Origin of the sequence: Pandoraea oxalativorans, from assembly GCF_000972785.3 — a bacterium.
GTDB classification, from domain to species: domain Bacteria; phylum Pseudomonadota; class Gammaproteobacteria; order Burkholderiales; family Burkholderiaceae; genus Pandoraea; species Pandoraea oxalativorans.
Genome location: NZ_CP011518.2, coordinates 40,806 through 65,215, shown reverse-complemented (window position 1 = coordinate 65,215; position 24,410 = coordinate 40,806). Strand labels below are relative to the sequence as shown.

Below are 24,410 nucleotides of genomic sequence, written 5' to 3'. Positions count from 1 at the left end.
GTGTAGGGTCAACCGGCAATAAGTTGACAACGCCGACAATACCCCGAAACGGGGACCCCCGCTCATCGCACGTTGAGTTTGGGCCAAACAAGATGTCTATCAGCGATCCTCTCACAAAGCGGTCGGTTCGCCCTGTCCGTGTCGGTGCAATTTTCGGGCCACTTGCCGTCTTCATTTGTTCCAGCAATCATGTGCGTGATGCGACAGAGAGCCGGGCGTACTGTTCTTTGAAGGTGCCCGCGGTCGAAGTTTGCCAGCTCGCGGATGAAGCTGTACACTTTGTCATCATTTTGCTTCCTCCAGCCCGCCATGTCAGCTTGCGTTAGCCGCCAGTCTTCACCGTGGTGACGGTCGCGAAACCAAGAAGATACGGGCACCAAGACAATGCTGATACCGTCCGTCGTTCGCGGTAAGGTTATGAAGGGTGTCATGAATTTATTCAGCTCAGGCGGCCCCGATAACAGTTCGGCGCGCCCCTCGGGTCTCAACTCGGATAGCAGTAAATCGGCGTAGTATGTGAAATCTTCCAGACGCTGCCCCGGACCCCTGCACTGATTCCTCGAGTCCTCCAGAAGTTCAAGACCGCCTTGGAGCAACGCCACCTTGTTGACGGCGATGGCGACAAGGAGCTCTTTCTTACTCGTCTTGTAAAATAACGACGATATCAAACAGTCCCAGGCCCGGTCGGCGCGCCCCATGGCGCTAAAGTTCTCGACAAACTCACGGACGCCCTCTGGCGTGCGCGTAATGGGACTGGACAGAAGTGGGGTGCGCGTGACGCTAAGCTGCGACAGCCGAGTAAACGGAATATCCATAAAGCATCCTCAATAGTGCCTCGTTGCCGTATCGACCGGTTGTTTGGTTGACGACGCGCCAACGCGGCAATCGTCAGCCATGATGCCGTTACGCGGCCAGGCAGGTCTTCGCAGTCATTATCGGTCGCACCGGCAGGGCCACTATCGGGTGAATACCTGAGGCGCGTGCCGTCGCCGGCGGCCGCCCTCCCCCGGTTCGCCCTTGCGCCGCCCACGCCCCCCCGAGTTCGCAAGGGGCGGCGCGCAGGCCGCCGTCCGACAAAGCGGGCGAAACGGTGATCGGACGGAGTTTTCCGGCAGAGGTAACGGAAAGCCTCGAGATAAAATCAGAAAAGCGCCGCTATAGCGGCGAGGTGGCTGCGCGAATTCGGACGGCGAAATACGTGGAACGACCGGGGCCCGAGCCAGCGGTAATGCAGGCAAAGGGACCGAGGAACTGACGAAGAGGACCCGACGCACGCACTCAGCTGCGTTCAAGGCAAAAGTGGCTCTGGCGGCCGTCAAGGGCCAACGCACGCCGGCTGAACCAGCACAGCAGTTCGGTGTGCATTCGAACCAGATCACGGAATGGAAACGGCACTTGCAGTAGACGTGACGACGTTGCATGCCAAGATCGGCCAGCTCACGCTGGAAAATGATTTTTTAAGCAGCGCGCTCGACAAGGCGGGATTGTTGAGCGCAAAAAGATGATCGACCGTGGCCACGCATTACCGGTTTTGCAGCAAGTTCGGCTTGACCGTATCGCGAGATCAAGCGCGTATGACAGGGCGCAGCCGGTCAGCGAAGCCGAACCGTTGCTGATGCGGTGAATCGACGAACGGCACATGGAGTTTCCGTTCGCCGGTGCGTAGATGCCGGCGCGCCTGTTGCGCCGGGAGGGCCACGAGGTTGGCCGCCGCCGCGTGCACGCGCTCATGAAGCGTATGGGCGTAGAGACGCTGTACTGCAAGCCGACCACGAGTCGGCGCAACGCACCGCACAAGGTCCTGCCGTACCTGCTGCGCGGCATGAAGCGCGAGCGCCAAACGGGTGTTCGCACTCGAGACGACATACATTCCGATGGCACGCGGGTTCGTCTGTCCGACGGCGGTGGTGGACTCGGCATAGCCTTTACACGCCGCGATATCCGGCCGGACCAACGGTAGTGGCCACCCCGATCGCAATGCACGATCGGCGTTTTATCTTCTTCAGTCACGGTCTCGATAGCCGCACCCACCATGGTAGTCACGCGCTTTGCGTCAGGGCCTGTGCCCATCGACCCGCTGACGATCATGCCATCGAAGCAGTCGATCATGGGTGACAGAGATACCTTTCGCGCAGGAATCTGAGCCTCGGAGATATCCGTCACCCGCTTGTCGTTGGGGGCGTGAGCATGGAAATCGCGCTTTGATGACGTTATCCGGCGCCGGGCTGGTTTTCCCGAGATAAGCACGGTATCGGCGCCGCCCGGGGCCTGGCTGCAGGCGGGCCGCCTGGTTTCATGAGGCGACGCACGACCCACTCCGATAGAAACACACGGTGAACGTGATCCGGGGGAAGGCCGTAAGCCCTCCGAGGTCATCAGGTCACGATCTCACCGCGAATCAGCGTGCGCCGCCGGCAGAAGCCAGAGGTCGTCTATTATTTTCCCGTTACACATGTTTTGACCGGAATACCGAAATGCCGGGCTTCTGACCGTGCTATTAAACATACTTTACTCATATCTGTGCCCGGAGCCTTCTTATGTCCCTCCCCAAAGTTTTGCCCCCCTTAAGCGTCGCAGGCCCTGCCATGCGGTACGCTCCCGAAACAAGTGCCGAGCGGATCGATGCCCTGCTCAAGACGGTTGACTTTTCAAAGCCGGAGACCGTCAAAAATGCCTATGAGGCAATCTCAAAAATGTCAATTGGGGCGTTCCTCTGGGACCTGCTCTTTTACGGCGGCGATCACGCCAGCGGCGTGAAGGCCTTCGCCAACCTGGCGCTTCACAAGTGCGCCGAAACAGCGGGGGCGGACTCGAGTTCGATTCCGGGAAGGCGGGACATGGCGCTGCAGACGCTGAAGGGGGGGATCACGTGCTACGGGCAAGAGGCGCTGGCGAGCAACCTTGACGGCACAGTCGTGGCAGACAACTCCTTTGCGAAATACTTCACGCTTGAAGACCGGCGTGCTTTGGCCGTAGACACCTTGTTGACGAAAGCAAATAATAGCATGGAGGCTCAGAAGTACGCGGAGGCGGAAAAAACCTACGGCTGGGCTAAGGACGCCTACACGCTGCTTAAGTTGCCCAGAATGGCTGCGGACGCGTGCCACGCGTCGGCGGCAGCTAGCGTGAAGGCCGGCGAGCTCCTAAAGGGTGCGCACAGGTACCTCCTGGCCCATACAGTCTACGTGCACCAGAATTTGCTCCTGGAGGCTGCGGACTGCCGCCTTGAGGCTGCGGTGGTTTTGCTGAGCATGCGGTCGCAAGACCCGCATGACGTCGCCGCCCATCACGCCGAAGGCAAAAAAGAAGCTCTCAACGCCGCGACGGACTACGCGCGGCAGGGTCTGCACGAGCAAGCCAAAAAGGCCCGTCAGATCGCCGAAGGCGGTGTTGACCTTGCCTCGTTTTCACTTGCAGCATTTCACGCCACTTCCAGCGTCGTTGCTTAATCGGACGGGGTGCGGTACCCGATTAACGAAGGGATGCGTTGGCCATGCACGCGCTCGATTCATACCGTCTTGTGAGCGAGATGAAGGATTGCGAAAGCAGCGCCCGCTACGTAAGTGACGGGAACTACTTTGGAATCGGCAAAGAATCCCGGGAATGGTCGGCGTGGTCGTGCGAACTACGATGCGGCGTTTCGCTCGCACCTGGCAGCGGCGGCGTGCGAGCCGGGGGTGTCGGTTTCAAAGCTTGTGCGCGAGCACGGCATCGACGCCAATATGCTGGTGACATGGCGGCGCCAGTACCGGGCGCAGCTTGCCGTCGAATCCGCGCCATTGCTGCCGGTGACGCTCGTCAGCGGCGCGCGCGGCTCTCGAGCACGCAGGGCCCGCGCGCGCACCCCAAATCTGCTGAGGTGCGGCGGGATCCAGGCACGGTCGAAGTGCGGATCGGGAAGACGGCAGTCAAGATTTCCGGTCCTGTTGATGCGCGGGTGCTTCGCACGGTGTTGGAGGCATGCCGGTGATCGGCGTGCCATCAAACGCGCGTGTGTGGATCGCCGCGGGTGTGACCGACATGCGCTGCGGCTTCAACGGTCCGGCGGCCAAGGTCGAGTCGGTGCCGCCGACGCTCTCCGCCCAGTCCGACACGGCCAAAGCGATTCCGTACTCGCTGAACCGCCGGCCCGCGCTCGCCGATTACTGCGAGGACGGGCCAGCGCAGATCGATAACCGGATCGCTGAGCGTGCGCTACGCGGTGTGGCGATCGGCCGTCGCAATGATCTGTTTGCCGGCGCCGGCTCGGGCGGTGAGCGCACAGCCGCAATGTACAGCGCCTGAACGGCACCCACCCCGAAGCCCACCTCGCCTACGTGCTCGAGCGCATTACCGATCACCCGGCCAATCGTATCGACGAGACGATGCCTTGGAATGTGGCTCAGTCCCTGCCCGACACCGCAAAATGTCCGTGATGATTACGCGCGGACAGTCATGGCGCATGAGCCGTTTGGCGGCGGCCGTGTCGCGAAGGCTTTGCACCAGCCCCTCGGCAGCGCGCCGGGCTCGTCCATCGCTCGCCACAGCCGGTGCTTTTGCCGTGGATCGTCACGAGCACCTCGTCGAGGTGCCACGTTGCGCCGCGCTCCGACGCCATGGAACGAGGGCGCCGGGCGATCGACAGACCGGACCTCGTCGCCCAGCGACCCTACCGTCTCGTAGGTGAGTTCAACCCCGCGGCACGCTCACATTTCTCGACCATGCGCAGGCTCGACGGACCACGGTCATACAGCCACACCGCATAGCCGATAATGCCTGGCGAAAATCGGTAGCCTCCGAACGAGCTCGCGGCCCGTTCGAGCGCCGGGGGCTGACTGAGACCGAGGATTTTTTCACATGTCGCATTCTATCCTCTACCCACCTCACAACCGGGCAATACTCACCGCTCAGCGCTGCCAGCGCAACGGATCAATCAGGCCGCGAGGGGCGTGCGATCGCATCGAACGTGCGGGTCTGACGCGGGTGCTGCAAGTCGCGCGTATCGAGCGCCCGCCGCGTTGCGGCGACATCCTGAGCGCTCGGGCCCGGCTGCGTACCGTTGCGCTCGCCGGCGACCCGGTTGATGGCTTCGCTGGCCGATTGCGCGTCGGCGACGGGCGCCGGCGCACGCAGTCCGGTCGACGGGTGCAGCGCAGGCGCCGCCTGATTCCCCTGACGAATGCTGCCGAGATCGCCGGCGCCCAGATAAGACTGGGCGCCGGCGTTGCCGCCGAACAATGCGGCGGCCAGCCCCAGGCAGACAGCGATGAAGTTGGTGCGACTCATATTGCCCCCCGTTTGGCTTGGTCGATGACCTAAGGTCATCGGTGATGGGTGGTTCGACATGGCTGAATTATCTCAGCCGAAACGCTCTGTGTCGCCCGCCCTGTGTATCAGGCCCACAAATAGATGCGTGCGGCACATTTTACCCGCGCGTCTCGGACGTCGGTCGGGGAAGTCGGCTTTGATCCGCGGCGCTTCATTGGCGACGCCCCTCACGGGTTGCTCGGCGAGTGCAGTGCGCGCCCGCCCGGTCGGCTCAAAGCGTCGGACGCGCGCCTTCGCGTCTTGGCGCAAGCCGGTCGTCAGCGTTGTGCGAGCGGTGGATACCTCATTATCCATGCCCGTGGCCGATCACCCGCACAACGCCCGACAGACGCTGTCGAAGGTGTTGCGAACGGAGCTGACGAGTCACCGGCCAATGACCATGCTCGCCGCCCGCGAGCGGGGCGCTGCGCGCCGCGTGGTCCGGCAGTCGGGCGCGGATAGCACGTGGCGTCGGCGACCCTCCCGGTAACGGCCCCGTTCAGTCCCCGCCCCCACCCGGCAATCCCGTTTTAAACCCCTCCGCTTACGGTTGCAAGTCTGGAGCTTCGGGTGCCTGCGGGCACAGCGAAGCGCGTTCGGAACCGGGTCGGCACGTCGCCGTCTTCACCCCGACCTGACCGATCATCCCGCGGATTTTCTGCGCTGTCACCCTCAGGCCGGCCGACACGCTTTTTATTCTGTCCAGCGGCCGGTGGCCGGACCGCTGCCGGGGGCGCGATACCCGGCGGCATCCGCCGGCGCGGGTTTGCCAATCCCGCCTGGCGCCGGCGCACCGCGTGATCAGACGGCGTGTCATAACGAGGCGGCGTATTCAGAGTTTGCGGTGTGCCCGCACCGTCCGGGTTGGCAGCGAGGCCATGCCCGCGTCTCGCATGGGGCAAGTACTTGGCGCCAGGGGACGCCATGTGGCCCTGGGGGAGCCCTGCGAGGCGCTGAGCGCGCCACGACCGACGCGCCCCCGGCGACGCTTGCGCGCGACCTCATGAGCGCGACAGCCCCTAGAAGCGGTAGCGCACCCCGAGCCGCCCGCCAATCGCCAAGACGCCGTAGCTGTCCACGCCCGTCTGCGCGTAGAGTGCGCCATAGAGCGCCAGCGCGGTATCACCTGACCGCTTGCGCCCACTGCCACGCGCACCGCCGCGCCCACGTTGCCGAGCGCAAACGCGGCGCCGGCGAGCACCGGATTCGCGCCCCCCCGACCATGTGTAAGACAGGCCATCGCCCACATACGGCGTCCATGACGATGGGATGCCCGCCACCGGGTACGAAAACCGTACTCCCGCCAGCGTCGTCCAGGCGTGACTCGTGCCGAGGGCCACCGACACGCCGTTTTTATCAGTGGTGTTGCGAAAGGACACCGACTGGCTCATGCGCTGCGCGCTCGTCTCCACCTGCCAGCCGTTGTCCAGCGCTACGCGCTTGCCCTGTTCGCGCGAGACGTCCAGGCCCGTCCGCGAGGCAGGATAAGCGCCCCCGGGGTCACCCGCCTCAGGCCGTGCGCGCGGCATCGCTCGGCCGATGCCGCGGTAGGGCACGATCACGGTGCGGCGTTCAGGGGAGCCTGAACGCCAGGCCCGACCGCACCGGGGTGAGGGCGCGCGAAGCGCTGCTCCACGCCCGCCTGCCCGAGCAGAGACCGTGCCACCACTGCGACCGCCATAACCCGCGCCGCAGGGTCCGCCGAGCGCGCCTCGATACGCAGCGCTCGAATGGCTGAGGGCGTTTTGCCCAGCAGAAAGCTGAGCAGCCGAATGGCGAATTTGGTGCGCACGACGTCACCGGCTTCGTCGGCGGTCGCGTCCCGCTCCGGACGCGCCTCGCGCTTGGGTGCCAGCGCCAGATATTGCACCACCAGGGTGCTCACGAAGAATCGGCTGCCCGCAGCGTGTTGGTCAAACTCTTGCTCCAGCGTCTGAACCGGCGTCGCCAACCACGCGTGGATGGCCTCGACATCGTGTGCCGAAGGCACCTCACTGAGCGTCGATGCCTTCGCTCGGGCGCCCGCCCACACCTGGCGGGCGCAATAGGCGATCCACCCCAACGCGGAGGTGGCAAAGGTGGCGGTGAGGACGTCGTTCGCGAGCTCTGCCGCCGGGTCGTCCTTCTCTTTGAGCCATGGCAGGGCCGCAAGCGCCACGGCCAAAATTGCCGAGCCCGCCCCGTAGGTCAGGCGCAGCATGCTATGACGTTCCAGCGCATCGGCCGCGAGCAGCGCCTCGTCCATCGTCTTGGCCATGGTGGTGTGCACGGCGTCCATGAGCTTGTCGAGCGCCTGCAATTGGTCCGTGGCCAACGGGCCGCGCTCGCTCAGCAAGTCGACAAACTCGCGGCTCGGGCCGCGCGCGCCCGCGTATCTTTTTTCCCGGTACGCCACGTCCAATGCACGCAACTTCTCCCGCACTGAGGCGGCCCCGGGCGCGGGTGCCGGCCGGATTTCCGCTGTGACGGCGCGCAGCACGCGCTTCGCCTGTTGCGCACGCCGGCGCTCGAAATAAGCTTGGCGGCAATGCAACAGGCCGGCAAAGACACCCGTGACGCTGGTGGCGCTGTCCAACGCGTGTAATGTTGGCGGTTTGCCCAGCGTGAAGGTCTGACTGACATAGTTCACGCCCTTCAAAACGGCCGCCAAGGCCTGCAGGGCGACATCGCGCAGCATCAGGGCCTCGAACTCTTTGTCCGACAGGTGCCAATACTCGGCGTGGGTGGACAGGGCCTCAAACTTGAGCGCGGCCTCAGCGAGCAGCTCCGCCGGCGGCGAGGCCTGCGCCCGCCGTGGCGCAAGCCGGTTCTTCCAGCCCGCGTCGGCCTCGTTGTATGCGTTGACGAGCAATTCAAGCCGCACGAGCTCCGTCGTCAGCGCCTTGGACTTGTGCCGCCGGCTCAAACCGATCTGCGCGATGGCCCCCACCTCAACGAGCGCGCCCAGCGGTAACAGTGGATAGGACACTGTCGCGCCCGCCTTACCCAGCGTGCGCCAAGGCGGCACCACCTGTATCCAGCTCGCCCCCGTGAAGAGCGCCACGCCCCCCGCCCAAACCGGATACAGATATTTGGGCGGCAGCGTGCGAGGTTGTACGGGGACCACCAGGCAATAGTCTTCCGCCCGGCGCTCCTGCGCCGCTGCCCCTTGGACATCGGCCAACAAGGGGATCCGAACCTCCTCGCCCGGTGCCGGCACGTCTGCCGGCCCGGCTTGCTCGCGCGGGGCGGCGTGCCGGTGCGGCGCGTTCGGCGGCCGCGGCTGCTCCGCGCCCCCGAGGCGGATGACGGGGCGGTTCACGAGGTTGAGATGGACTTGGTTTGCATTGTGGGGGCCGTGGTAGACGATCACCGGGGCGTAGTTCACATTGACGGTGGCGCGATCCGCCCCGCCGCGCCCCGCCGGATCGCCGTTGGCACCCCGCATCCCGGCGTCCGCGCGCTGCGGGGCGTCGTCGAACTCTCGCGGGCCCGGCTCCTCCCCCAGGGCCGTGTGATAGCTGGACTCGCTGCTAATGGACGCCACATGGCGCCGGGCTTCCCTGCCGGCGGCCTCACGCATCTCGCGCATCTCTTGTGTCAACTCGTCCTCGGACAGCGTCCCGGCATCGTCCCCCACCGCGTCTGCACCGTCACCGCGTGCGTCCGGGTCGAGCGCCGTCGCGAGCGGCGCGTCGATCGTGGCGGCTTCCTCAGGCGGTGCGTGTTCCGTCGCAAGGCCGGTGCCCGCGGTTTGGGTCGCAGGGTCCGGGCGGGGGATTAGGGGGGAATACTGACTTACACCTTCCATGGTGACTCCGCAGGGGGGATGTGGGTATATGACACCGCAGCGCAACGGGGCCCCTCGCGTGGTACGCGAGGGCCGCCGCGGCGCGGCACCGGGGGCGCGGCGCGCCGACCCGCTCATGTCCCCGCGCGCCGCGCGCCGCACGTGCGCGACGAACGTCCCGTGCGTCGGGGGGGCGCGTTGTGATTATGAAGCGCGCCCGCCCCACCGCACTCAGGCAAACATCTGAGATGCACGCCGCGGCGGGGTCGCGTGCGACCCGGAACGCGGCGGCGCCGTCGGCGACGTCGGCGCGCTCGCGCAGCCCGCCGCGCGCGGGCTCGGCCCTCGATCGGCGTGCGCCAGGAACCCGCTCGAGCGCGGCGGCCCCGGTTCAGGTGCACACCGGATCCGGGGCCGCCGTGACGATCGTCATAATGGTCCGCATGCCGAGCCCCGCGACGCGCAGCAATGCGCGGGCGCTCCCGTGCCGAGCCGGACCGGTCTCGGGCCCATGACCTTCAGGAGGTAACCGCGATGACAAGCGCACACCCGCTCAGTGACGCCCCGCCGGAGCGTCCCACGCCCCTGACAGCGGCCTACACGGAGCACCTTCGGGACACGTTTCTTTCGGGCTTGTCGGCGCTCGCGTCCCACCAGCACGCCTTGATGCAGACATTGCCCTCGTGCCACGGCGTCGAGCTCGCCGACCTCGCGGCGTGTCAAGGCCAACTGGCCGCGCTGACCCGGCGTTTGGAGCACACGCGCTCGCTGGAGGCGTTCGCCGAGACGGCGGCCGCCTTCACCGCGCCCCCGCCCGTCCTGCACACAATGAAGCGCCGGTTCGCGCCCCGCCGCGGGCTCACCCTGCTCGCGCGGCGGGGCGCTTGGCTCGGTATCGCGCTCACCGTGACCACCTTCATCGCCCTGATCGCCTCGGGCATGACCGACGTGCTGCCGCCGCTGACCGCACTGCTGGGCGCGGTGTGCAGTTTCACCGTCTTCTTGGTGGGCATCGCCACGGAGCTGTGGGCGGACACCCGCCTGCGGCGCCACGCCGACTTGCACCAGCGGTGCGACACGCTGGAGGCCGCCTACCACCGCGTAAACACCGATCTGGTGCGCCTGAAATGTGCCGTTATCGCTGCCAGGCAGTGAACGGCATCCCCCGGACTTGTCCCCCTTTTTACAGGAACTCGAGACCTCTCTATGACGAACCATACTGCCGCTCCGACGAAGGGACGCCCGCGCGCGCCCTTGACCGCCCTGCTCACGCGCTGCCATCGCGCCGCGCGCCGGCTGGCCCTGCTCACGCTCATGGGCGTGGCGACCGTGTTTGCGGTGGGCTGCAGCGAACGGGCCGCCCCGCCGTCGTCCCACAGCGCGGCCCCCGCGACGCCCGCCCAGCCCGTGCTCACCACCGCGTTCAGACCGAAGACCGGCCTGATCGTGCCTGTCACCATCGCCGGCAAGGACTATCGCTTTCTCGTGGACACCGGGGCGAGCTTCTCCGCCATCGACAGTGCGCTTGGGGCATCCATCACCCGGGCGCCGAGCGATGCGCAAGTGCCGGTGATGTTCCACAAAATGTTGGAGCATGGCTTTAGCACCGCGAATGGCACGCTCACGCGCGCCGACGTCCCGCTCTGGCAGTCGCTGCCGCTGCAACTGGGCAGCCACACGTTGCCGGCCGGCCTGCCGTGGCTTGGCGTCGATTTGTCGTTGGCGTCACAGGCGGCCGGCCAAAAAATTGATGGCGTGATCGGTATGGACATCTTTCGTCAGTTCACCTGGGTGGTCGATAATCGCTCGGGCCAGTTGACGGTCTGGCGCGACCGCCCGAGCGGCGAGCAGTTCAGCCATTGCGTGCCCTACGAGGACAGCTTCGGCAAGTCGCCCGGCATCAGCGTCGACTTTGGCGAGAATTGGGTCAACTTTCGCATGGATACGGGAGCCCACTATTCGATCGCCAATGAGCCGCTGTTGAAGCACTTGGCCGAGCACAAGGCGGTGACGTCGCTCGGCGGTACATCCCCGTCCGCCACGGTCAATGGTCTGGCGCAGACGCGTGAGCATATGCTCACCGGCTTTTCGCTCGACGGACAAGCGCTCGGACGCCTGCACGTGAGCGAAGGCACCGATAACTTCCTTGGGTTGAATTTCTTCGCACGCCTGGATCGCTACATGATCGTGCCCAGCACCATGGAGTTCTGCTACGAAGCGAGCCGTTTCACGCAAAATGAGCCGGTCCCGCTGCGCAACATCCCGATCCGGTTCATTCACGGCCGTGTCGAGCTGTATGGCCCCGAATCGAAGGAGCTGGCGCGTTACGGCCTGCAGCATGGCGACGTACTGCTCGACATTAACGGCCAACGCGTTGCGCCGGTGGCGATTGACGACGCACGTGATCTGGTGGCCACCACGCCGGCGGGCAAGCTGACCCTCACCATCGAGCGCGGCGGCGCGCGCCGCGAGATCCGCCTGTGACCCCGTGCCCCGCACGGGGCTTTCGCCCCACCGGGGGGCCGCCCTCGGTGGGCGGCCCCCCGCTCCCCCGCTCCCCCGCTCCCCCGCTCCCCCGCTCCCCCACTCCCCCACTCCCCCGTTGATCCGTTGACCCGGTGACCGGTCCCCGCACGGGGCGCCCCCCGAGTCTGGCGAGCGGCGGCGTCAGGTCGGCGCCACGCGCGCAAGCCGTTCGGTGCCCCTTGGTGCGTTCTCTGGGTGAATCACTAGGCGACGCGCGGCCCGCCCGCGTCGTGCCCTGGCGTCGCACCCCGGCGTGGTGCCCCCGCGGCGGCGCGACGGAGCGTGAGGCGCCGTGGGCGCCGACGTTGGCCGCCGGGCGGCCCCGACTCACGACCGGCACGCTCACTCAGAGAGGTCCCTCGCTCGCCGCCCTCGCGCGGTGATGTCCGCGTCGCGGGCGCCCGCAGCCGCCCGCGCCCCCACCGACGGCGCCTCACCGTTAGTGATTGACCCATCTCGCGCATGCGCCACGCCGCCCCGTCAGCACCCGGGCGGGGATGCGCCTTCGCACGGGCATGCCCACGCCGCTTGCTCGGCGGGTGACACCCCCCTGGTTCTTGCCGGTCGCCTGCACGGGTCCTGGTGAGATGTCGGCGATGCGACGCCGCGGCGCGCCGAAGGAACGCGGCGGCGACGCGCGAGCCCCTGGCCCGCCGCGTCCCGCGATGCGTCCCTGCGTCCCGGTCGTCGATCCAAAGTTTCTACGTAGAACTTTTCGCCGTCCCGGTCTGGACCGATACCCCAGGTCATGGCCACGCCTGCCCGCAGTCGCGCATCGTCGGCCGGGCCGGGACGCCAACGTCACACGCGCGACGTCTGCGCGTTGATCGGGCGTGCCGGTCTACGCCGGGCGGCGCCCAAGCCGGGTGTCGCCCTGGCACGCGGGCGCGTCACCCGGCGTCTCCCCCTGGCCGCCGGCCCCGGGGCCGCACCCCCGCACCCTCCGCTCCCGGCGCGCGGTGCGTCGTGCACCGTCCGGTGACCGATCCGGGACGGAGCTCGGCCCGGTGTCATCTGACGCGTTGAGCGGCGGGGTGCCGCGCCGGGCCCGGGCAGGCCGGCGCGGTTCGGCGTGTTCGCCGGCCACGCCCATGACGTCGCCCCGCCCGCCGACGGTGCGGGGTGCACTGCGCTGCCCAAAGCCGAACGTTTTCACGCTGTTTCGAAAGCATGCCCGGCGAGGTGGGGGCAGAATCGGTGCTGCCATCAAGCGATGGTGATTGCTGTAATTCCTTCAACGTGAAGGCGTTCTGGACGCGGGTTCGACTCCCGCCACCTCCACCCGAGGGCGTTTGTCGGTGAAGCGTTCTGGGGTGGGGGTGCCTTGGGTTCGACAGGGCGAGCTAGCGAAGACGGCAGCAGGAGAGGTGCCCGACCTAATCGGCACAACACCGTAACTGGCAAAAACGACGCCTTTTACTACGAAGCGGCCTAAATCCCCGCGTCCGAGTTGCCGCCCCGCCACGCGAGTGGTGCTTGGGAACAGAAAGGGCGGCCGATTGATCGTGGCAGTGAAAACCGGACGCTTTAAATGGCAGCGTCGCCGGATCAGCGTAACCGGCTCCTCACATCGAGCGCCTCGCCCCTCGTTTCCGGCGGCCTCGCCCCACCCCGCCCCCCGCCCTCCCCGAACCGGCGGGTCTACCCGCGCATGCCACCGTCCAAGCCGCGGCGCGCCCTCACGCGGACGCCATGGGCACGCTGCCCCCGCGCACGACGCGTTGGGCCCGTCACGTGTCAGGCCCCGCGACGGATGGACTCACCGGCGGCACACCACGCGATGACACCCGGGCCCGGGTGAATCACTAGTCGTTCGCCCCGGCGAGTCCGCGTCGACGTCGGCGACAACGTCGGGGCGCCTTCGCGGACGCCTCGCCCGATGCCTTAACCGGCGCCTCGACGCCTCCACGCTTCGACGCGTCCGCACTGCCGACCGCCGGTACGCCCTCACAATAGCAAGCGCTTACTGTCGTGAAATAGCCCACGAATGGGTCAACTTTCTCTGCCTGCGCACTGCACCCGGGGTTCACCGTGCCGACGGCGGCGCGTTAGTAAATCACCCAGCCCCGTCTTAGTGATTCACCCAGCGGCGCGCTTTGACGACGCCTCGACGCGCATCGATATCAGAAATCGCTTCCGGAGCGTACGCTAAGTCATTGATAGATAAATAAGTTTATTTGAGTAATGAGTGAATCACTAGCGGCCCGAATCGCGCAGCGCGCGCTTCCGACTTAGTTTTTCACCCAGAGGGCCCTCTGCGCGACGGGGTTAGTGATTCGCCCAGTGCCGAGTTACCCACAGCTCGCAAGCCGGCTGCGGCCCCCAAAAATTTAGATAAATATGATTGAAATCAATGAGTTATATCGTAAACATGATCGAAATACTAACCGGTGGCTGCCCAATCGGCGGGCACGAGGCCACGGACCCGGCCGAACACGGCTCAGGTCGGGCGGCGCCCCGCGACCCAACCCTTGGTGAATCAACGCCCTATCGGAAAACCCTGGCCGAATCACTAGCCTGCGGCACGGGGCGGCGCGACGCCCGCCCCGCTTCCGCCTCTGAAGCCTGAAGCGACCGAAAAAACTCCCGCAAAATCAAGGGGTAAGCGTTCAACGTGCAAGCGCGCGCGGGTCCAAACCCGCGCCGGCGAGAGCGCTCGCGCGGGGCATGGCCGCCGGCTGAATCCCTATGCCTGGCGAATGCCTACTAGTTTTCCGCCCAGAAGGCTTAGTGACTGAGTCATTCACTAATAGTCGTATGGTCGGACCCCTACTAGCGACTCGGTCGGACCACTAGTAGTGATCCACCCCGCACACCCCCCCGGAAAGCCTTGTACTATAAGGGTTTGCGGGGCCCTCTAATCTTCTTATAATCCTTTATTTAATGTTTACTAAAGACCGGTAAACAGCAGTAGTACTGACAGACACGACCCCCACGAGCGCTGCGAAGCGCCCAACCGTCAAAAGCTGGGCGAATCACTAACATACATGGGTGAATCACTAAGGATTCTCGTCAAATTCGCCGCCCGGGTGCTTGACTCTCAACTCCCTTCGCCCATAATCGCCCCAACGCACATCTCTCGGACCCCGACAATGGCACGCGCTGCTGACCCGAAAACACCGCGAAACAAATCGGACCTTGTCCGCGTGGTGTCTGCGATGCGAGAACGCGCCAAAACCAGCGGTCGTCTCAAGGAAATGGAAGACACCCCTGTCCAACTCCCGATGTGGGAAGACGACACGCGGGCTCTGCCCAATTCGCTGGCACGTGGCGCGCTGTTCACGGCGGCCAAAAGCGAAGACAGAAAGTATTTTAAGAAGCTCAATGTCGCCAGCCTTGGCGGCCTCGAAATCCAGTATCGGGGCGAAGAACTCAGGCAGGATGATGCGAGCGTTTTCATGACGCTGTTGCATTTGGCACGCCACTTTCCGCTCGGCCAACCGATTCACTTCACGGCGTATTCGATGCTCAAAGAGCTCGGTTGGTCGATCAATAAAGCGGAATATCAGCATTTGAAGGAGTGTTGCGACAGGCTGTCGGCCACCAACGTGACCGTGGCCATCGAGAAGCGCATCACGGGCAAGGGGCCCGGCGACAGCGCCTCGTCCGGTTACGCGGGCTCGCTGATTCGGTCATTCGCGTGGCGCGACAGTGAGGGTCAGCAGTTGTCGCAGTGGTGCGTGCTATTGGAGCCGAAAATCGCCCAGTTGTTTTCGGAAAACACGTTTTCGCTGTTTGCTTGGAGTGAGCGAAAGCTCATTGGCGGGCGCGCGCCGCTCGCGCTGTGGTTACACTCATTTTTGATCACGCACCGCGAGCCGCTGCCGATTTCCGTGCCGAAATACTATGAGTTGTCCGCCAGTCGCGCCAAGGACATGGCCGATTTTCGGCGCCGGCTGCGCGCCGCGCTGCAAAAACTCGTGGATATCAAGTTTTTGAAGTCGTTTATTATTCGCAACGACGTGGTCTACCTCACGCGCACGCCGCGCACGATGAAAGCGCCCACCCCTGCCCTGCTCGGCGATCCGGCGCTGGTCTGAGCGCGGCGCGCTCAGACCCCGCTGGCTGAAAAACTAATTACTCTGCGCTCTCCACCGCGCCGAGCTCACTGGAGAGCCCGGACTGTTGCTGCAGATGTTTCAACGCCACCAAATAGGCGTCCCGTTTGGCGGGGTCCACCACGGTAATATCGAGCACGATGCGGCCCGAATCCCACTCTTTTAACGTGCCGATTTCGATCCCGGCGTCGCGTAGCTTGTGTTGCCGCGACACGTTCCGCCGGGGTTTGGGCCCCTGCGCCGCGGCGTTGCGGATCGCCTGCACCTTGGTGAAAGGTAAGTGCCCTGACGCAATGCGCTGCGCCAGCTCCACGGTCTTCTCCGCCCCCACGATCGCCTGATACAGCGTGAGTTCATAGGCAATGGAAATGCCGAACTGGTCGGGTGAAGCGGTAATCAACTCATGCACCGCCGGCGGGAGTTTGAGCACGGCGCGCAGCTTGTTGATGCGGGACTTGGTGTCTTTGACGATACTGCCGAGCTCCTCTTCGGTCTTCGCCAGGCCTTCGGAGATGAGTTTTTCGTAGCCATAGGCAATATCCAAGATCGACTCTTGTTGCCGCTCATTGTTCATGGCGCGGGCAAGTTTATAAAACTCGACCTTGTCCTTGACCTCAATGATCTGGCATTTCGCGCTTTTTTCCCCGAGGTAGGTGAGCGCGCGCTTGCGATACTGGCCGTCAATGATCGTGTAGCGACCCGGCGTCGAGAGGCTTTGCGTGACGAGAATCGGTACCAATTGGCCGTGTTCGCGGATCGAGTTCGCGCGTGCCACCACGATCTCTTCGCTGTAGATCGTCCGACTATTTAACGGGTTGTCGTCGAGCTCGGTGAGCGGCAGCTCGAGCGGTGCGGAGGTACTCAGCGAGAGCTCTTGCACGACCTGTAGCGCCCGCGCATCGGGGCCGGGCTGGGGGCGTCCTAGCAGGGATTCGCGCCCCGCCAGAGCGCCGTCAACGCGATCAAAGCGGGACGGCGAGGCCGGGGTTTTGTTCAGCTCAACGTCCAATTTACGCCCGACGGCGAGGCCTTTCGAGAAATCTTTCACCATGATTCGCTCCGTTACGCCAAGCAGGCGACAATTTCGTTGACGAGCGCATCCATCTCCTTGGCCGCGGCGCGCGCGCGCGGCACCTCGCCCACCACCACGCCCATCACCTCGGCTTCTTTGTAGGCCGCCCGCAAACCTAGGCGCGTTTCAAAAGGCTTTAATTCTTCATCTTTTTCCAGTGCGTCGAAAATTTGCCGGACAATGGCGACATTCTGGTCCATATTCGCGACGGAGCGCACAATCAACGCTTCGTTGCCGCTCGCGCGGGCTTGCTCGACGAGTTGTTTCACCTTTTCGGTGGCCCACAAATTACCGCCTGAGGCGCCCACGGGCACAATGCCCAGGTCGGCGATCAGCAACGCCACCGAGGGCGCCGCCGATTCCGCCGCCGGCGGGCAATCGATCACGATAAAATCGTAAGCATCGATATGTTGCTCGATTTCCCGGTGAATTTGCCGCGCTTGCACCAGATTATTAATGCGCGCCGGGAACGCTTTTTCCTCGTTCAAGGTGGTCCAAATACTGGCGGTGCCCTGCGGATCGAGATCTACGATCATGACCTTATGGCCACGGTTACCGAGGGTGCCGGCCACATTGACCGCGATGGTCGTTTTTCCGGCCCCGCCTTTTTGATTGAAGACGGCAATAATTTTCGCTGACATCGGCGCTCCTGAGGATGTTTCTACGTAGAAACCCATGGGGGTCACGACTACTATTTCTTGAGTATAACAAGGCTGCGTCAAACATCAACCGATCATCAATGAATTATTGCTATCGATTCCCGGAGCGCGAGTGGTGCAGCCGGTTTCTACGTGGAAACTCGACCGCGGGGCCGGGAGGGCGGTTTCTACGTGGAAACTTCGCCGCCTCACGTGCGGGAGGCGGCGGTCCTCGCGCCAGCCCCTTCACTGGTCCATTGTCTGGCTGTTCCGTCGTTCGCCGTCCTTCGGGCGCGGCGACGTGGGCGGTAGGATCAATCGTCCGCGTCGTGGCAGACGCCGCGGCACAGCAGCTCAGTAGAACAGTGGAGCGGCAGAGCAGTAGCGGCACCGCGAATTGCCGGTCGACGGTCGGCATGACGCCTGTCGGCGTCGGCGCGTGCGGTCGTGACGTTGTCGCTGACGCTGAGCCATGCGTGTCTTAAATTTTTCATCACTCGCAGATGACCGGCCCATGATACGGAGCCGTGTCGCCGGGCGACGCCAATGAGTTGGCGACACGCGCCTTGGCTATGTCAGGCGGGCGCTGCGAGTTCGATCGCAGACATGAAATTCGATCGATTGTTTTGAGTTAAATTTTTTAAATATCGGCGATTTTATCTGTCGCTGTGAGCAGATTGGCCTGGCGAACGCGCGAAGTGCGGCCCGCCCGCGCCACCACCGGCCGATGACGTGGCCCCGCGCGCCGTGCCTGACATCGCCCGGACGCCGCCGTCGGCCACCGCGTTGCAGCACACCTCACCAGTGCACTCCGCCACCGGCGCGACGCGAGCCCGCTGTGGCAGGGGGCAAGTTGCCCCTTCCACGCGGTGAACTGTCGGCCGGGAGAGGTTGGGGAACGGACATCGCGTAGGGGGCGGGGCGGTGCCAGGGGCGCCGGCGGGGCACCGCGGAATCGGTCCGAGGGAGGCGGCTGCACCGTCCCGGGGGCTTACGCGATGGCGAGAGCCCTAAGCGGCAGGGACTTAGGCCCGCGGGTCAGGCGTGCCCGGCCCGGGGCGGCACGCACGGCGGATGAGCGCGCGCAGCGTCAAACTCACCAGCGCGACCACGCCTACCGCGAGCAGAATTTCGACGCCGGTGAGGGGCGCCAAGGGCGCCACACGGGGCAGCAGCGCCAACGCCCCCGCGACGACGGCCGTCAGCGTCGCGGTCGCTAACGCGTCCCAGAATGCGCGGCTCGCCATCGAACGGGGCGAAGCGCACCGCATCGCGGCGGCGGGCGGCGCCAACGGTGAGGCCGTCGCTTGCGGCACCGTGGGTGTGGCGGGCGCCACTCGCGCACGGCCCGTCAGGCATGCGCCGCAGGTACTGAGGACCTGCTTGATCGCGCTGGGATTGCCCGTGAGCAAGCGAAATTCGCCTGGCATCTCGTCCCACAGTCGTTCGCTGTTCAAGCGCGTCGACGCAGGGCTCTGGGGACAGTAGCGACGCCACCGCACGCGCTTTTCCGCCTCGGGCTGACTCGCCGCCGCCGTGCTATGGGCGGGGGCGCGCACGCCGATCAGGAATTCCAGCACGGAGCCAACCAGCCCTGCCAGGGCGACGAGCACTTCCATAATGACGGCCTCGCAAACGTGGGGAAGGGGGGCGGGATTTTGCGACGAGAGGTGGTAAAACACGCTCTCAACAACTCCCGCCGCCGACGCCTTGACCGCGCTGGCGCCCGATGGGCGGCCGCGCGGGGCTGCGTGTCAGTAACTGAACACGTGCGCGACGGAGGCGGTGCACCGCAGGCCGGTCTGCGCACATGCGTTGTGGGTAATCCGGTGATCAAGGACGGGCTCGAGGATACCGAACAGGCCGAGGCACAAGGCGATGCCGAAGACGAGGCGTGCGGACATGAGAGATCTCCTTACTTAACTTCGGGGGTGGGGGCCGCGGGGACCGCGTGCCGTTGAGTGAAGTATCGTCGTTGCCCCGACCCCGGCGCCTCCAGTAAAGACCTGAACTTATCCGGCCCTCGCGGCGCCGCGCCCCCCGCTCGCGGCCGCAGCGCGCGTCAGACACAACGCGCCCGGAGCAGGGGCCGACGCTTCAGTGAGCCTCCTCCTCACCTTGATCGGGAGCCTAAGACGTTGCCCGCCTGGCGGCGCACGCCACCCGCGCCGTCGGTGCGGTGGCGGTGCGGTGCCGCGCGGCCCGGCCAAGCCGCCGCGCGCGATAGGGATACCGCCACGACACTGCCTCGCGCCGCAGGGGCGTGCGCTTACGCCGGCCTTCGAGCGCATGTGCGCGCCTGTTGAGCCTCTGTTGAGCCTCTGTTGAGCCCCGCGGCCCCTGCGCTGATGCCTCACGAGCGTCAGGCGGCGGCGGGCTCGCCGGTTTGCGTGAGGATCCACCCGGCCATCGCCCTCATGTTCAAGCGAAACGCCGCATCCTCATCGTCGCGGCGCTTGCGGCCCCCCGAGGTCCGTTCTCGCGGGGGGGGGGGGACATCTGCCGAGCGGGCGTCCCGGCGCTCGGGCAGGGGAAAACGGGGGCCGAGGCCGCCCGCCGAGCGGCCTCGCAATGACGCTGCCGGCCCGGCTCCGCATCGCCGCGGGCGGGCTCACGCGGTGCCGAGCACCCGCTCGGCGGCCACCTTTAGCCGCTCCACCGGGTCCACCGCGTTAAGGCCCCTCGCAGTTTGGGCGGCCTTGACGAGGTACAGTAACCTCAGATTCACGGGGTCCATCGCCTGGTACTCCTTGGCAATATGATCGAAAATGTCCGGGTGCAGCGGATCGAGTCCGGCCCATTCGTTCATGAGCTGATAGGTGCGCATCGCGAGGTCGCGCTCGTCCGCGCGCGAATAGGCTTCCGCGGCGGACCTGAAGCTCTCGCCTTCCAGGAAGGCCGCGGCCGCCGTCATCTCGGCGTCGTAGGCCGCCTCGCGGAGTCCGGCCGCGCGACAGAATTGGGCGAGCTCCCGACAGCGGATGGCGAAGGTGAGGTAACTGGTGCCCGGCCGGTTCGACAGTAGCTGGCGCAGGTGGATGTCGGTCCACATTTGGCAGGCGGAGGCGGCCGCTTCGTACTGCTGCGCGTTTCGGTACGCTTTGCCCGCCTTGCCGGCGGCCGTGTCGGCCTCGGCGGACCGCGGGTCGGCCGCGACATGGCGGCGTGCGTGATCCATATACCGATCGCCGGCGTGCCCATGCGCTTGCCGGCTGCGCTCGGCCCACCCCGCGGCGGCAAACTCCGTGGCGGCGAGCGTGAACAGGTCACCGGCCCGGCCGTGCTCACCCCGCCGGGCGAGGTCTTTGGCCCACTGTTCGTAGGCCTCGCCGGCGTGTCCGTGCGCTTGTTCGCTGCGCGAGACCCCCCCCGCGACGTTAAACCCCGCCGCGCCCGCCCCTACGGGGCCCAACCCTGCGGCGACAAACTCCTTGGCGGCGAGCGCGAACAGGTCGCCGGCTTGGCGGAGCTCTCCGCGCTCGGCGTGCTCTTTTGCCAACCGTTCGTAGGCGTCGCCGGCCCGCTCGTGGGCGCGCCGGGCTGCCGCGGGCGCCCGCGTCTTTGTGTGGGCGTTCTCGGCGCCTCGGAAGGCATCGATCGCCTTCAAATACTGGCCCGCTTGCAGGTAATATTCGCCGGCCCGGTCGTAGTGCTCGGCGCGGGCCACGGCGCCGCCCATACGGGCGTTCTTGGTCAGCTTCATGAGGGCATCGCCGGCCCGCTCGAAAATCGCTTTTGCTTGGTCGCCTTTGCCTTCGCGCTTGAGCGCGTTACCCGCCCGCCCCAACAGCGCGGCATCGGTCGATGACGGATCATGAAGGCGCTCGCTCACCCCCGCCAGGTACATGTCGGCGGCCTCGAGATATTCTCCAAGTTCCATGTAGAGGTCGCCGAGGTGCATGCGGGCGTCCGCTGCGTGGGTTGTCGCGCCACCCTGAAGGAAGACGCTGATGGCGTCCTGGTAGGCGGCGATCGCTTGCGCATACCGGTTATTCACCGCGAAGTAATGTGCGGCGTTCAGGTCAAGCTGTCCAGCCTCCCGAGCGGCGTCTTCGACCACATCGCCTTGCCTCGCCAGCGTCGCCGCGTCCATCGTGCGCCGGTAGCAATCTCGGGCCTCGGTATAGGCGGTGTGTGCCGCGGCCCTGGCGTTCTCGGCCTGCTCGGCCTGCTCGGGCTGCTCGGGCTGCTCGGGCTGCTCGGGCTGCTCGGGCTGCGCCAGGGCGTCAAAGGTGCTCGCGATTCTCAACCAGATTTCGGCTATGGCGCCCCGGAGTTTGGCGGCCCAATCGGGGCGCCCCGTGGCCTCGCAGGCGTCCGCGGCCGCCTGCGAGGCGGCGATGGCCTCCAAGCGCTTCGCGCGGATCGGCTCGAGATTCTGTTGGGCATGCCTCAAACACTCGTCATGCGGCATGCCGTCGCGCCAATGTTGCTGCAACGCGCTAAAGACGGCGCGTTCGTCGCTATCGGCTTGCTGTTGATGCACCTTGCCCAACAGCGCCCACTGGTCCTGCGCCGACAGAAACTCGGAAAATTCGTTGGCCTCCGGGACCTCGCCCACGCTGCGCATCAGTGCGTCCAGCGCGCAAGGCGAGAGCTGTGGCGCCAGCGTCGTCAGCGCGTCGTGCCAAGTTCCCGGAATGTGGTCTGTGCGCTCGTCCCGCGCGAGGGCGTGCTTGTGCATCGTCAGCGTGAGCAGCGCCTCAATCGCTTTGGTTTGGTCGGCGCCGACGAAAGCCCAGCGGGCGAACTCCGTCAGCGGCGCCCAGTACCTGAAGCGCTCATAAACTTGCTCAACGGCATCCGCATCCGTGAAATCGACGTTCTTCAGCCGATCCTGTGCGGCGCTCCGGTCGCTCTGGGCGGTCTCGGCTGTCGGGGGCGACCATGGCTGACCCACCAGGCCGCCGGCGTTATTGACTTGGTGAACCATGAGAAGCTCCGTGATAAGGAGAAGTCCGTGATACTTAGTAATAGCACGGGATGCGGCCGACCGTTTCCGGGTTTCGGCCCAAACCTGCGGTTTTGGGAAGTTGCGCGTGACGCCGGTCGGCTGCCGCACCGGGCGAGCGGACGGTGGCGAGCCGGCATGGTTGGCCGCGCGGCCGCGGCTCCCGCAGCACACGATCCGTGCGTCTTGGGCTGCGGGGGCGGGCCCTTCGTGCGGCCGCCGACGGGTGCGGCGACCCCTCACCCTTCAGATCAGCGCGATCGCCGATCGCTGACCGTGCGCGGCTCCCCCGCGGGAGGGCCTTCGCCCGGGGCGGGCCTCACGTCGATGCCGGTAATGCGCCAGGGTTTGCCAGCTTGTCCGCGAACCTTATGGCTTGAGCCCGCATCTCCCACATGCCCGCCAGCTCGTACTCCTTTGCGGCCTCCCTGTAGAGACGTTCGGCGTCCGTGTGCGCCCCCTCTTGCTCGCGGCGGGCCGCCGCCGCCGCATAGGCGTCCCCGGCCCGATCGGGCTGCTCCGTCGACCGGAAAAGCGGGGCTGCCAGCTCATACTCCCCCGACTCCCAGAAGGCGTCGGCGGCCATTGCCCAGTTTTTCGCCTGCACGAAGGCGCGCGCGGCGTCCCCATGGGCCTCTCGCGCCAGCTTGGGCTGCGCCAAGTCCCCATAAAGTCCGGCGAGCCGGAGGCGGGTGTGGGCGGCCGCACCGTATTTTTCCCAGCGGCTATAGAGCTGGGCGACCCGCTTGCAGGCATCGACGGCCAGCGCGAGCTGCGTGAGCCGCGTGAGCGGTGCGAGCTGCGCGAGTCGCATGTACCGTGCCTCCGCCTTCCGAGCCGCCGCGATGGCCTCGTCGCGGAGGTCCGCGAGCTCGTAGGATTCGCTGGCCGCGGTGAGGCTGCGGGCGGCATCGTCGTGCTCTTCCAGCAGGGTGTACACGCCTGCCAAGCGCTCCAAGGCGTCGGCCACATTTGCACGCTGACCGGCGGCCCGGCGCAATTCCACCTCGTCGAGGTAGGCGTTCACGGCGCTGCGCCAGGCCTCTTGCGTGCGCTGGGGCTGGTCGGTGTGCTTGTAGAAGTTGGCGGTCTTCAGGGCGATGGCCCCGACGCGCTTAAGGGCGTCCGCGGCGTGCGCCGGAAGGCCCGCTCGCTCATAAAGGCTGGCGGCGTGCCGGTAGTCCGCCATGCCCGGCGGGCCGGCATCTTCCGCGGACGTACCGTTGCGCCAGGCGACGTAGCACGTCTTGGCCCGCGCGGCGAGTACGTCGGCGGCCAAGTGCCACCGGTCCTGATCGGTGAGGTATTGGGCAAACGCATTGTCCCCCCCGCCGACCTCAAGGCTTTGCAGCAGTTCGGTTCGGCCGGTGGGCGAGAGGTGGTTGGCCAGCGTCGTGACCGCTTGTTCGAGATCGCCCGGCATGCCGGTTGGGTACGGCTGCGCCTGATCGGCAAGTTTGCGCAGGCGTAGGGTGGCAAAGGCGTGCCGGTCGTCGTCGGTGGGGGGCGCTGCCAAGAGCGCATCCCGCCAGCGCGCGGGTAGTCCCTGATTGACGAACGTTTGATGCGCCGCGTCGACGGCCTGTGGATCGTTGAAGTTCAGCGGTTCGGGGGCCGCATCTTCGTGGCTGATCTGAGCGTTAGAGTGAGCGTCGGACGGGGCGCCGGCGGAGACAAAAAACATTGACATAGGGAGGGACCTGTGACGGGGAGGGGTGTGGGGATAGATACCACCAAGCGCTCTGCGCGACTTCTGGATTCCGGGCAAAACTTGCGGGTTCGGCATCAGCCGGGCGGACGTGTGCGCCCGGCGCACCGCCGCCCGGGAGAACGACGGCCTGCATGGCACGCGCCGTTTGAGCGGTGACGCGTCGCGGGCGCTGAGCGCCCGCACGGCGCCGCGACCCTGCAGCGGACGACGAGACCGATGGCCCGCCCGAGCGCCACAGCGCTTGACGGCCGTGACGGTGTCTCGGTCACTATGCTGCGGGACGCTTGTCACGCCCGCGCATGGCGCTTTCCCCAAGCCGACCGTTTTTGCGTCTTTTCGCCGGCATGGGCGGCGCGATGATCGTGGCAGTGAAACGCAGAAAACGCAGACGCTTTGAAT

General features: G+C 65.8%; 17 protein-coding genes, 1 other RNA gene and 3 pseudogenes. 9 read left to right on the top strand and 12 right to left on the bottom strand.

The window, feature by feature from the left end; genetic code table 11:
* Positions 1-62: 62 nt before the first annotated feature.
* Positions 63-815, bottom strand: coding sequence for a hypothetical protein (locus tag MB84_RS25095; RefSeq protein ID WP_052654338.1), 753 nt, complete (start codon positions 813-815; stop codon positions 63-65).
* Positions 816-1,299: 484 nt separating this feature from the next.
* On the opposite strand from MB84_RS25095, the gene MB84_RS31780 reads away from it, so the two are divergent.
* Both MB84_RS31780 and MB84_RS31510 read left to right on the top strand, forming a co-directional pair.
* Positions 1,300-1,404 carry a hypothetical protein gene (locus MB84_RS31780; protein WP_169835075.1) on the top strand — a complete coding sequence of 35 codons (105 nt, stop codon included), beginning with the start codon at positions 1,300-1,302 and terminating at the stop codon, positions 1,402-1,404.
* Complete coding sequence (locus tag MB84_RS31510; RefSeq protein ID WP_281192332.1) at positions 1,383-1,505, top strand: hypothetical protein; 123 nt, start codon at positions 1,383-1,385, stop codon at positions 1,503-1,505. Before MB84_RS31780 ends, MB84_RS31510 begins: the two co-directional genes overlap by 22 nt.
* 427 nt (positions 1,506-1,932) lie before the next feature.
* On the opposite strand, the pseudogene MB84_RS30125 reads toward MB84_RS31510, so the two are convergent.
* Positions 1,933-2,333 (bottom strand): annotated as a pseudogene (locus tag MB84_RS30125) (DDE-type integrase/transposase/recombinase); the annotation flags it as partial.
* A gap of 204 nt (positions 2,334-2,537) precedes the next feature.
* On the opposite strand from MB84_RS30125, the gene MB84_RS25080 reads away from it, so the two are divergent.
* The 3 genes and pseudogenes from MB84_RS25080 to MB84_RS30120 all read left to right on the top strand — a co-directional run.
* The gene (locus MB84_RS25080) at positions 2,538-3,449 is read left to right on the top strand and encodes a hypothetical protein (RefSeq protein WP_157122941.1); all 912 of its coding nucleotides are present in this window, start codon (positions 2,538-2,540) and stop codon (positions 3,447-3,449) included.
* 114 nt (positions 3,450-3,563) lie between these two features.
* Positions 3,564-4,175: a transposase gene (locus MB84_RS31130; protein ID WP_245725608.1), complete on the top strand. Its 612-nt coding sequence runs from the start codon at positions 3,564-3,566 to the stop codon at positions 4,173-4,175.
* A pseudogene (locus MB84_RS30120) lies at positions 4,057-4,415 on the top strand (IS66 family transposase); the annotation flags it as partial. The gene MB84_RS31130 and the pseudogene MB84_RS30120, both read left to right, overlap by 119 nt.
* On the opposite strand, the pseudogene MB84_RS31775 reads toward MB84_RS30120, so the two are convergent.
* From MB84_RS31775 to MB84_RS25055, 4 genes and pseudogenes are all read right to left on the bottom strand, one after another.
* Positions 4,390-4,828, bottom strand: a pseudogene (locus MB84_RS31775) (DDE-type integrase/transposase/recombinase); the annotation flags it as partial. The pseudogenes MB84_RS30120 and MB84_RS31775 overlap by 26 nt on opposite strands.
* Positions 4,829-4,908: 80 nt before the next feature.
* The gene (locus tag MB84_RS25070) at positions 4,909-5,265 is read right to left on the bottom strand and encodes a hypothetical protein (protein WP_052654331.1); all 357 of its coding nucleotides are present in this window, start codon (positions 5,263-5,265) and stop codon (positions 4,909-4,911) included.
* Positions 5,266-6,305: 1,040 nt separating this feature from the next.
* Entirely contained in the window at positions 6,306-6,848 is a 543-nt protein-coding gene (locus MB84_RS25060; RefSeq protein ID WP_052654327.1) for an autotransporter outer membrane beta-barrel domain-containing protein, read from the bottom strand.
* Positions 6,845-9,076, bottom strand: coding sequence for a hypothetical protein (locus MB84_RS25055; RefSeq protein WP_052654325.1), 2,232 nt, complete (start codon positions 9,074-9,076; stop codon positions 6,845-6,847). Before MB84_RS25055 ends, MB84_RS25060 begins: the two co-directional genes overlap by 4 nt.
* A 513-nt stretch (positions 9,077-9,589) precedes the next feature.
* Between MB84_RS25055 and MB84_RS25050 the strand changes: the two genes are divergently transcribed.
* From MB84_RS25050 to trfA, 4 genes are all read left to right on the top strand, one after another.
* Positions 9,590-10,210: a hypothetical protein gene (locus MB84_RS25050; protein ID WP_157122939.1), complete on the top strand. Its 621-nt coding sequence runs from the start codon at positions 9,590-9,592 to the stop codon at positions 10,208-10,210.
* 51 nt (positions 10,211-10,261) lie between these two features.
* Positions 10,262-11,539, top strand: coding sequence for an aspartyl protease family protein (locus MB84_RS25045; protein WP_245725607.1), 1,278 nt, complete (start codon positions 10,262-10,264; stop codon positions 11,537-11,539).
* A 1,190-nt stretch (positions 11,540-12,729) separates the two neighbouring features.
* Positions 12,730-13,084: a transfer-messenger RNA gene (gene ssrA, locus MB84_RS25040) on the top strand.
* Positions 13,085-14,673: 1,589 nt separating this feature from the next.
* Positions 14,674-15,621 carry a plasmid replication initiator TrfA gene (trfA, locus tag MB84_RS25035; protein WP_169835074.1) on the top strand — a complete coding sequence of 316 codons (948 nt, stop codon included), beginning with the start codon at positions 14,674-14,676 and terminating at the stop codon, positions 15,619-15,621.
* A gap of 37 nt (positions 15,622-15,658) precedes the next feature.
* On the opposite strand, the gene MB84_RS25030 is transcribed toward trfA, so the two are convergent.
* The 6 genes from MB84_RS25030 to MB84_RS30105 form a co-directional block, all read right to left on the bottom strand.
* Positions 15,659-16,690: a ParB/RepB/Spo0J family partition protein gene (locus MB84_RS25030; RefSeq protein WP_052654319.1), complete on the bottom strand. Its 1,032-nt coding sequence runs from the start codon at positions 16,688-16,690 to the stop codon at positions 15,659-15,661.
* Positions 16,691-16,701: 11 nt separating this feature from the next.
* Positions 16,702-17,352, bottom strand: coding sequence for a ParA family protein (locus tag MB84_RS25025; protein WP_052654317.1), 651 nt, complete (start codon positions 17,350-17,352; stop codon positions 16,702-16,704).
* 1,022 nt (positions 17,353-18,374) lie between these two features.
* The gene (locus tag MB84_RS25020) at positions 18,375-18,968 is read right to left on the bottom strand and encodes a hypothetical protein (protein ID WP_052654315.1); all 594 of its coding nucleotides are present in this window, start codon (positions 18,966-18,968) and stop codon (positions 18,375-18,377) included.
* A 135-nt stretch (positions 18,969-19,103) separates the two neighbouring features.
* The gene (locus MB84_RS30115) at positions 19,104-19,253 is read right to left on the bottom strand and encodes a hypothetical protein (RefSeq protein WP_157122937.1); all 150 of its coding nucleotides are present in this window, start codon (positions 19,251-19,253) and stop codon (positions 19,104-19,106) included.
* Positions 19,254-19,960: 707 nt separating this feature from the next.
* Complete coding sequence (locus tag MB84_RS30600) at positions 19,961-22,282, bottom strand: tol-pal system YbgF family protein (RefSeq protein ID WP_052654313.1); 2,322 nt, start codon at positions 22,280-22,282, stop codon at positions 19,961-19,963.
* A gap of 337 nt (positions 22,283-22,619) precedes the next feature.
* On the bottom strand, positions 22,620-23,984 hold the full coding sequence (locus MB84_RS30105; RefSeq protein WP_157122933.1) for a hypothetical protein: 1,365 nt from the start codon (positions 23,982-23,984) through the stop codon (positions 22,620-22,622).
* Positions 23,985-24,410 lie beyond the last annotated feature (426 nt).

What these genes read in the sequence shown, in the direction of transcription:
- MB84_RS25095 (WP_052654338.1), bottom strand. Translation starts at nt 815, where the DNA reads ATGGATATTCCGTTTACTCGGCTGTCGCAGCTTAGCGTCACGCGCACC.
- MB84_RS31510 (WP_281192332.1), top strand. Translation starts at nt 1,383, where the DNA reads ATGGAAACGGCACTTGCAGTAGACGTGACGACGTTGCATGCCAAGATC.
- MB84_RS25080 (WP_157122941.1), top strand. Translation starts at nt 2,538, where the DNA reads ATGTCCCTCCCCAAAGTTTTGCCCCCCTTAAGCGTCGCAGGCCCTGCC.
- MB84_RS25070 (WP_052654331.1), bottom strand. Translation starts at nt 5,265, where the DNA reads ATGAGTCGCACCAACTTCATCGCTGTCTGCCTGGGGCTGGCCGCCGCA.
- MB84_RS25055 (WP_052654325.1), bottom strand. Translation starts at nt 9,076, where the DNA reads ATGGAAGGTGTAAGTCAGTATTCCCCCCTAATCCCCCGCCCGGACCCT.
- MB84_RS25050 (WP_157122939.1), top strand. Translation starts at nt 9,590, where the DNA reads ATGACAAGCGCACACCCGCTCAGTGACGCCCCGCCGGAGCGTCCCACG.
- MB84_RS25045 (WP_245725607.1), top strand. Translation starts at nt 10,262, where the DNA reads ATGACGAACCATACTGCCGCTCCGACGAAGGGACGCCCGCGCGCGCCC.
- trfA (WP_169835074.1), top strand. Translation starts at nt 14,674, where the DNA reads ATGGCACGCGCTGCTGACCCGAAAACACCGCGAAACAAATCGGACCTT.
- MB84_RS25030 (WP_052654319.1), bottom strand. Translation starts at nt 16,690, where the DNA reads ATGGTGAAAGATTTCTCGAAAGGCCTCGCCGTCGGGCGTAAATTGGAC.
- MB84_RS25025 (WP_052654317.1), bottom strand. Translation starts at nt 17,352, where the DNA reads ATGTCAGCGAAAATTATTGCCGTCTTCAATCAAAAAGGCGGGGCCGGA.
- MB84_RS25020 (WP_052654315.1), bottom strand. Translation starts at nt 18,968, where the DNA reads ATGGAAGTGCTCGTCGCCCTGGCAGGGCTGGTTGGCTCCGTGCTGGAA.
- MB84_RS30115 (WP_157122937.1), bottom strand. Translation starts at nt 19,253, where the DNA reads ATGTCCGCACGCCTCGTCTTCGGCATCGCCTTGTGCCTCGGCCTGTTC.
- MB84_RS30600 (WP_052654313.1), bottom strand. Translation starts at nt 22,282, where the DNA reads ATGGTTCACCAAGTCAATAACGCCGGCGGCCTGGTGGGTCAGCCATGG.
- MB84_RS30105 (WP_157122933.1), bottom strand. Translation starts at nt 23,984, where the DNA reads ATGTTTTTTGTCTCCGCCGGCGCCCCGTCCGACGCTCACTCTAACGCT.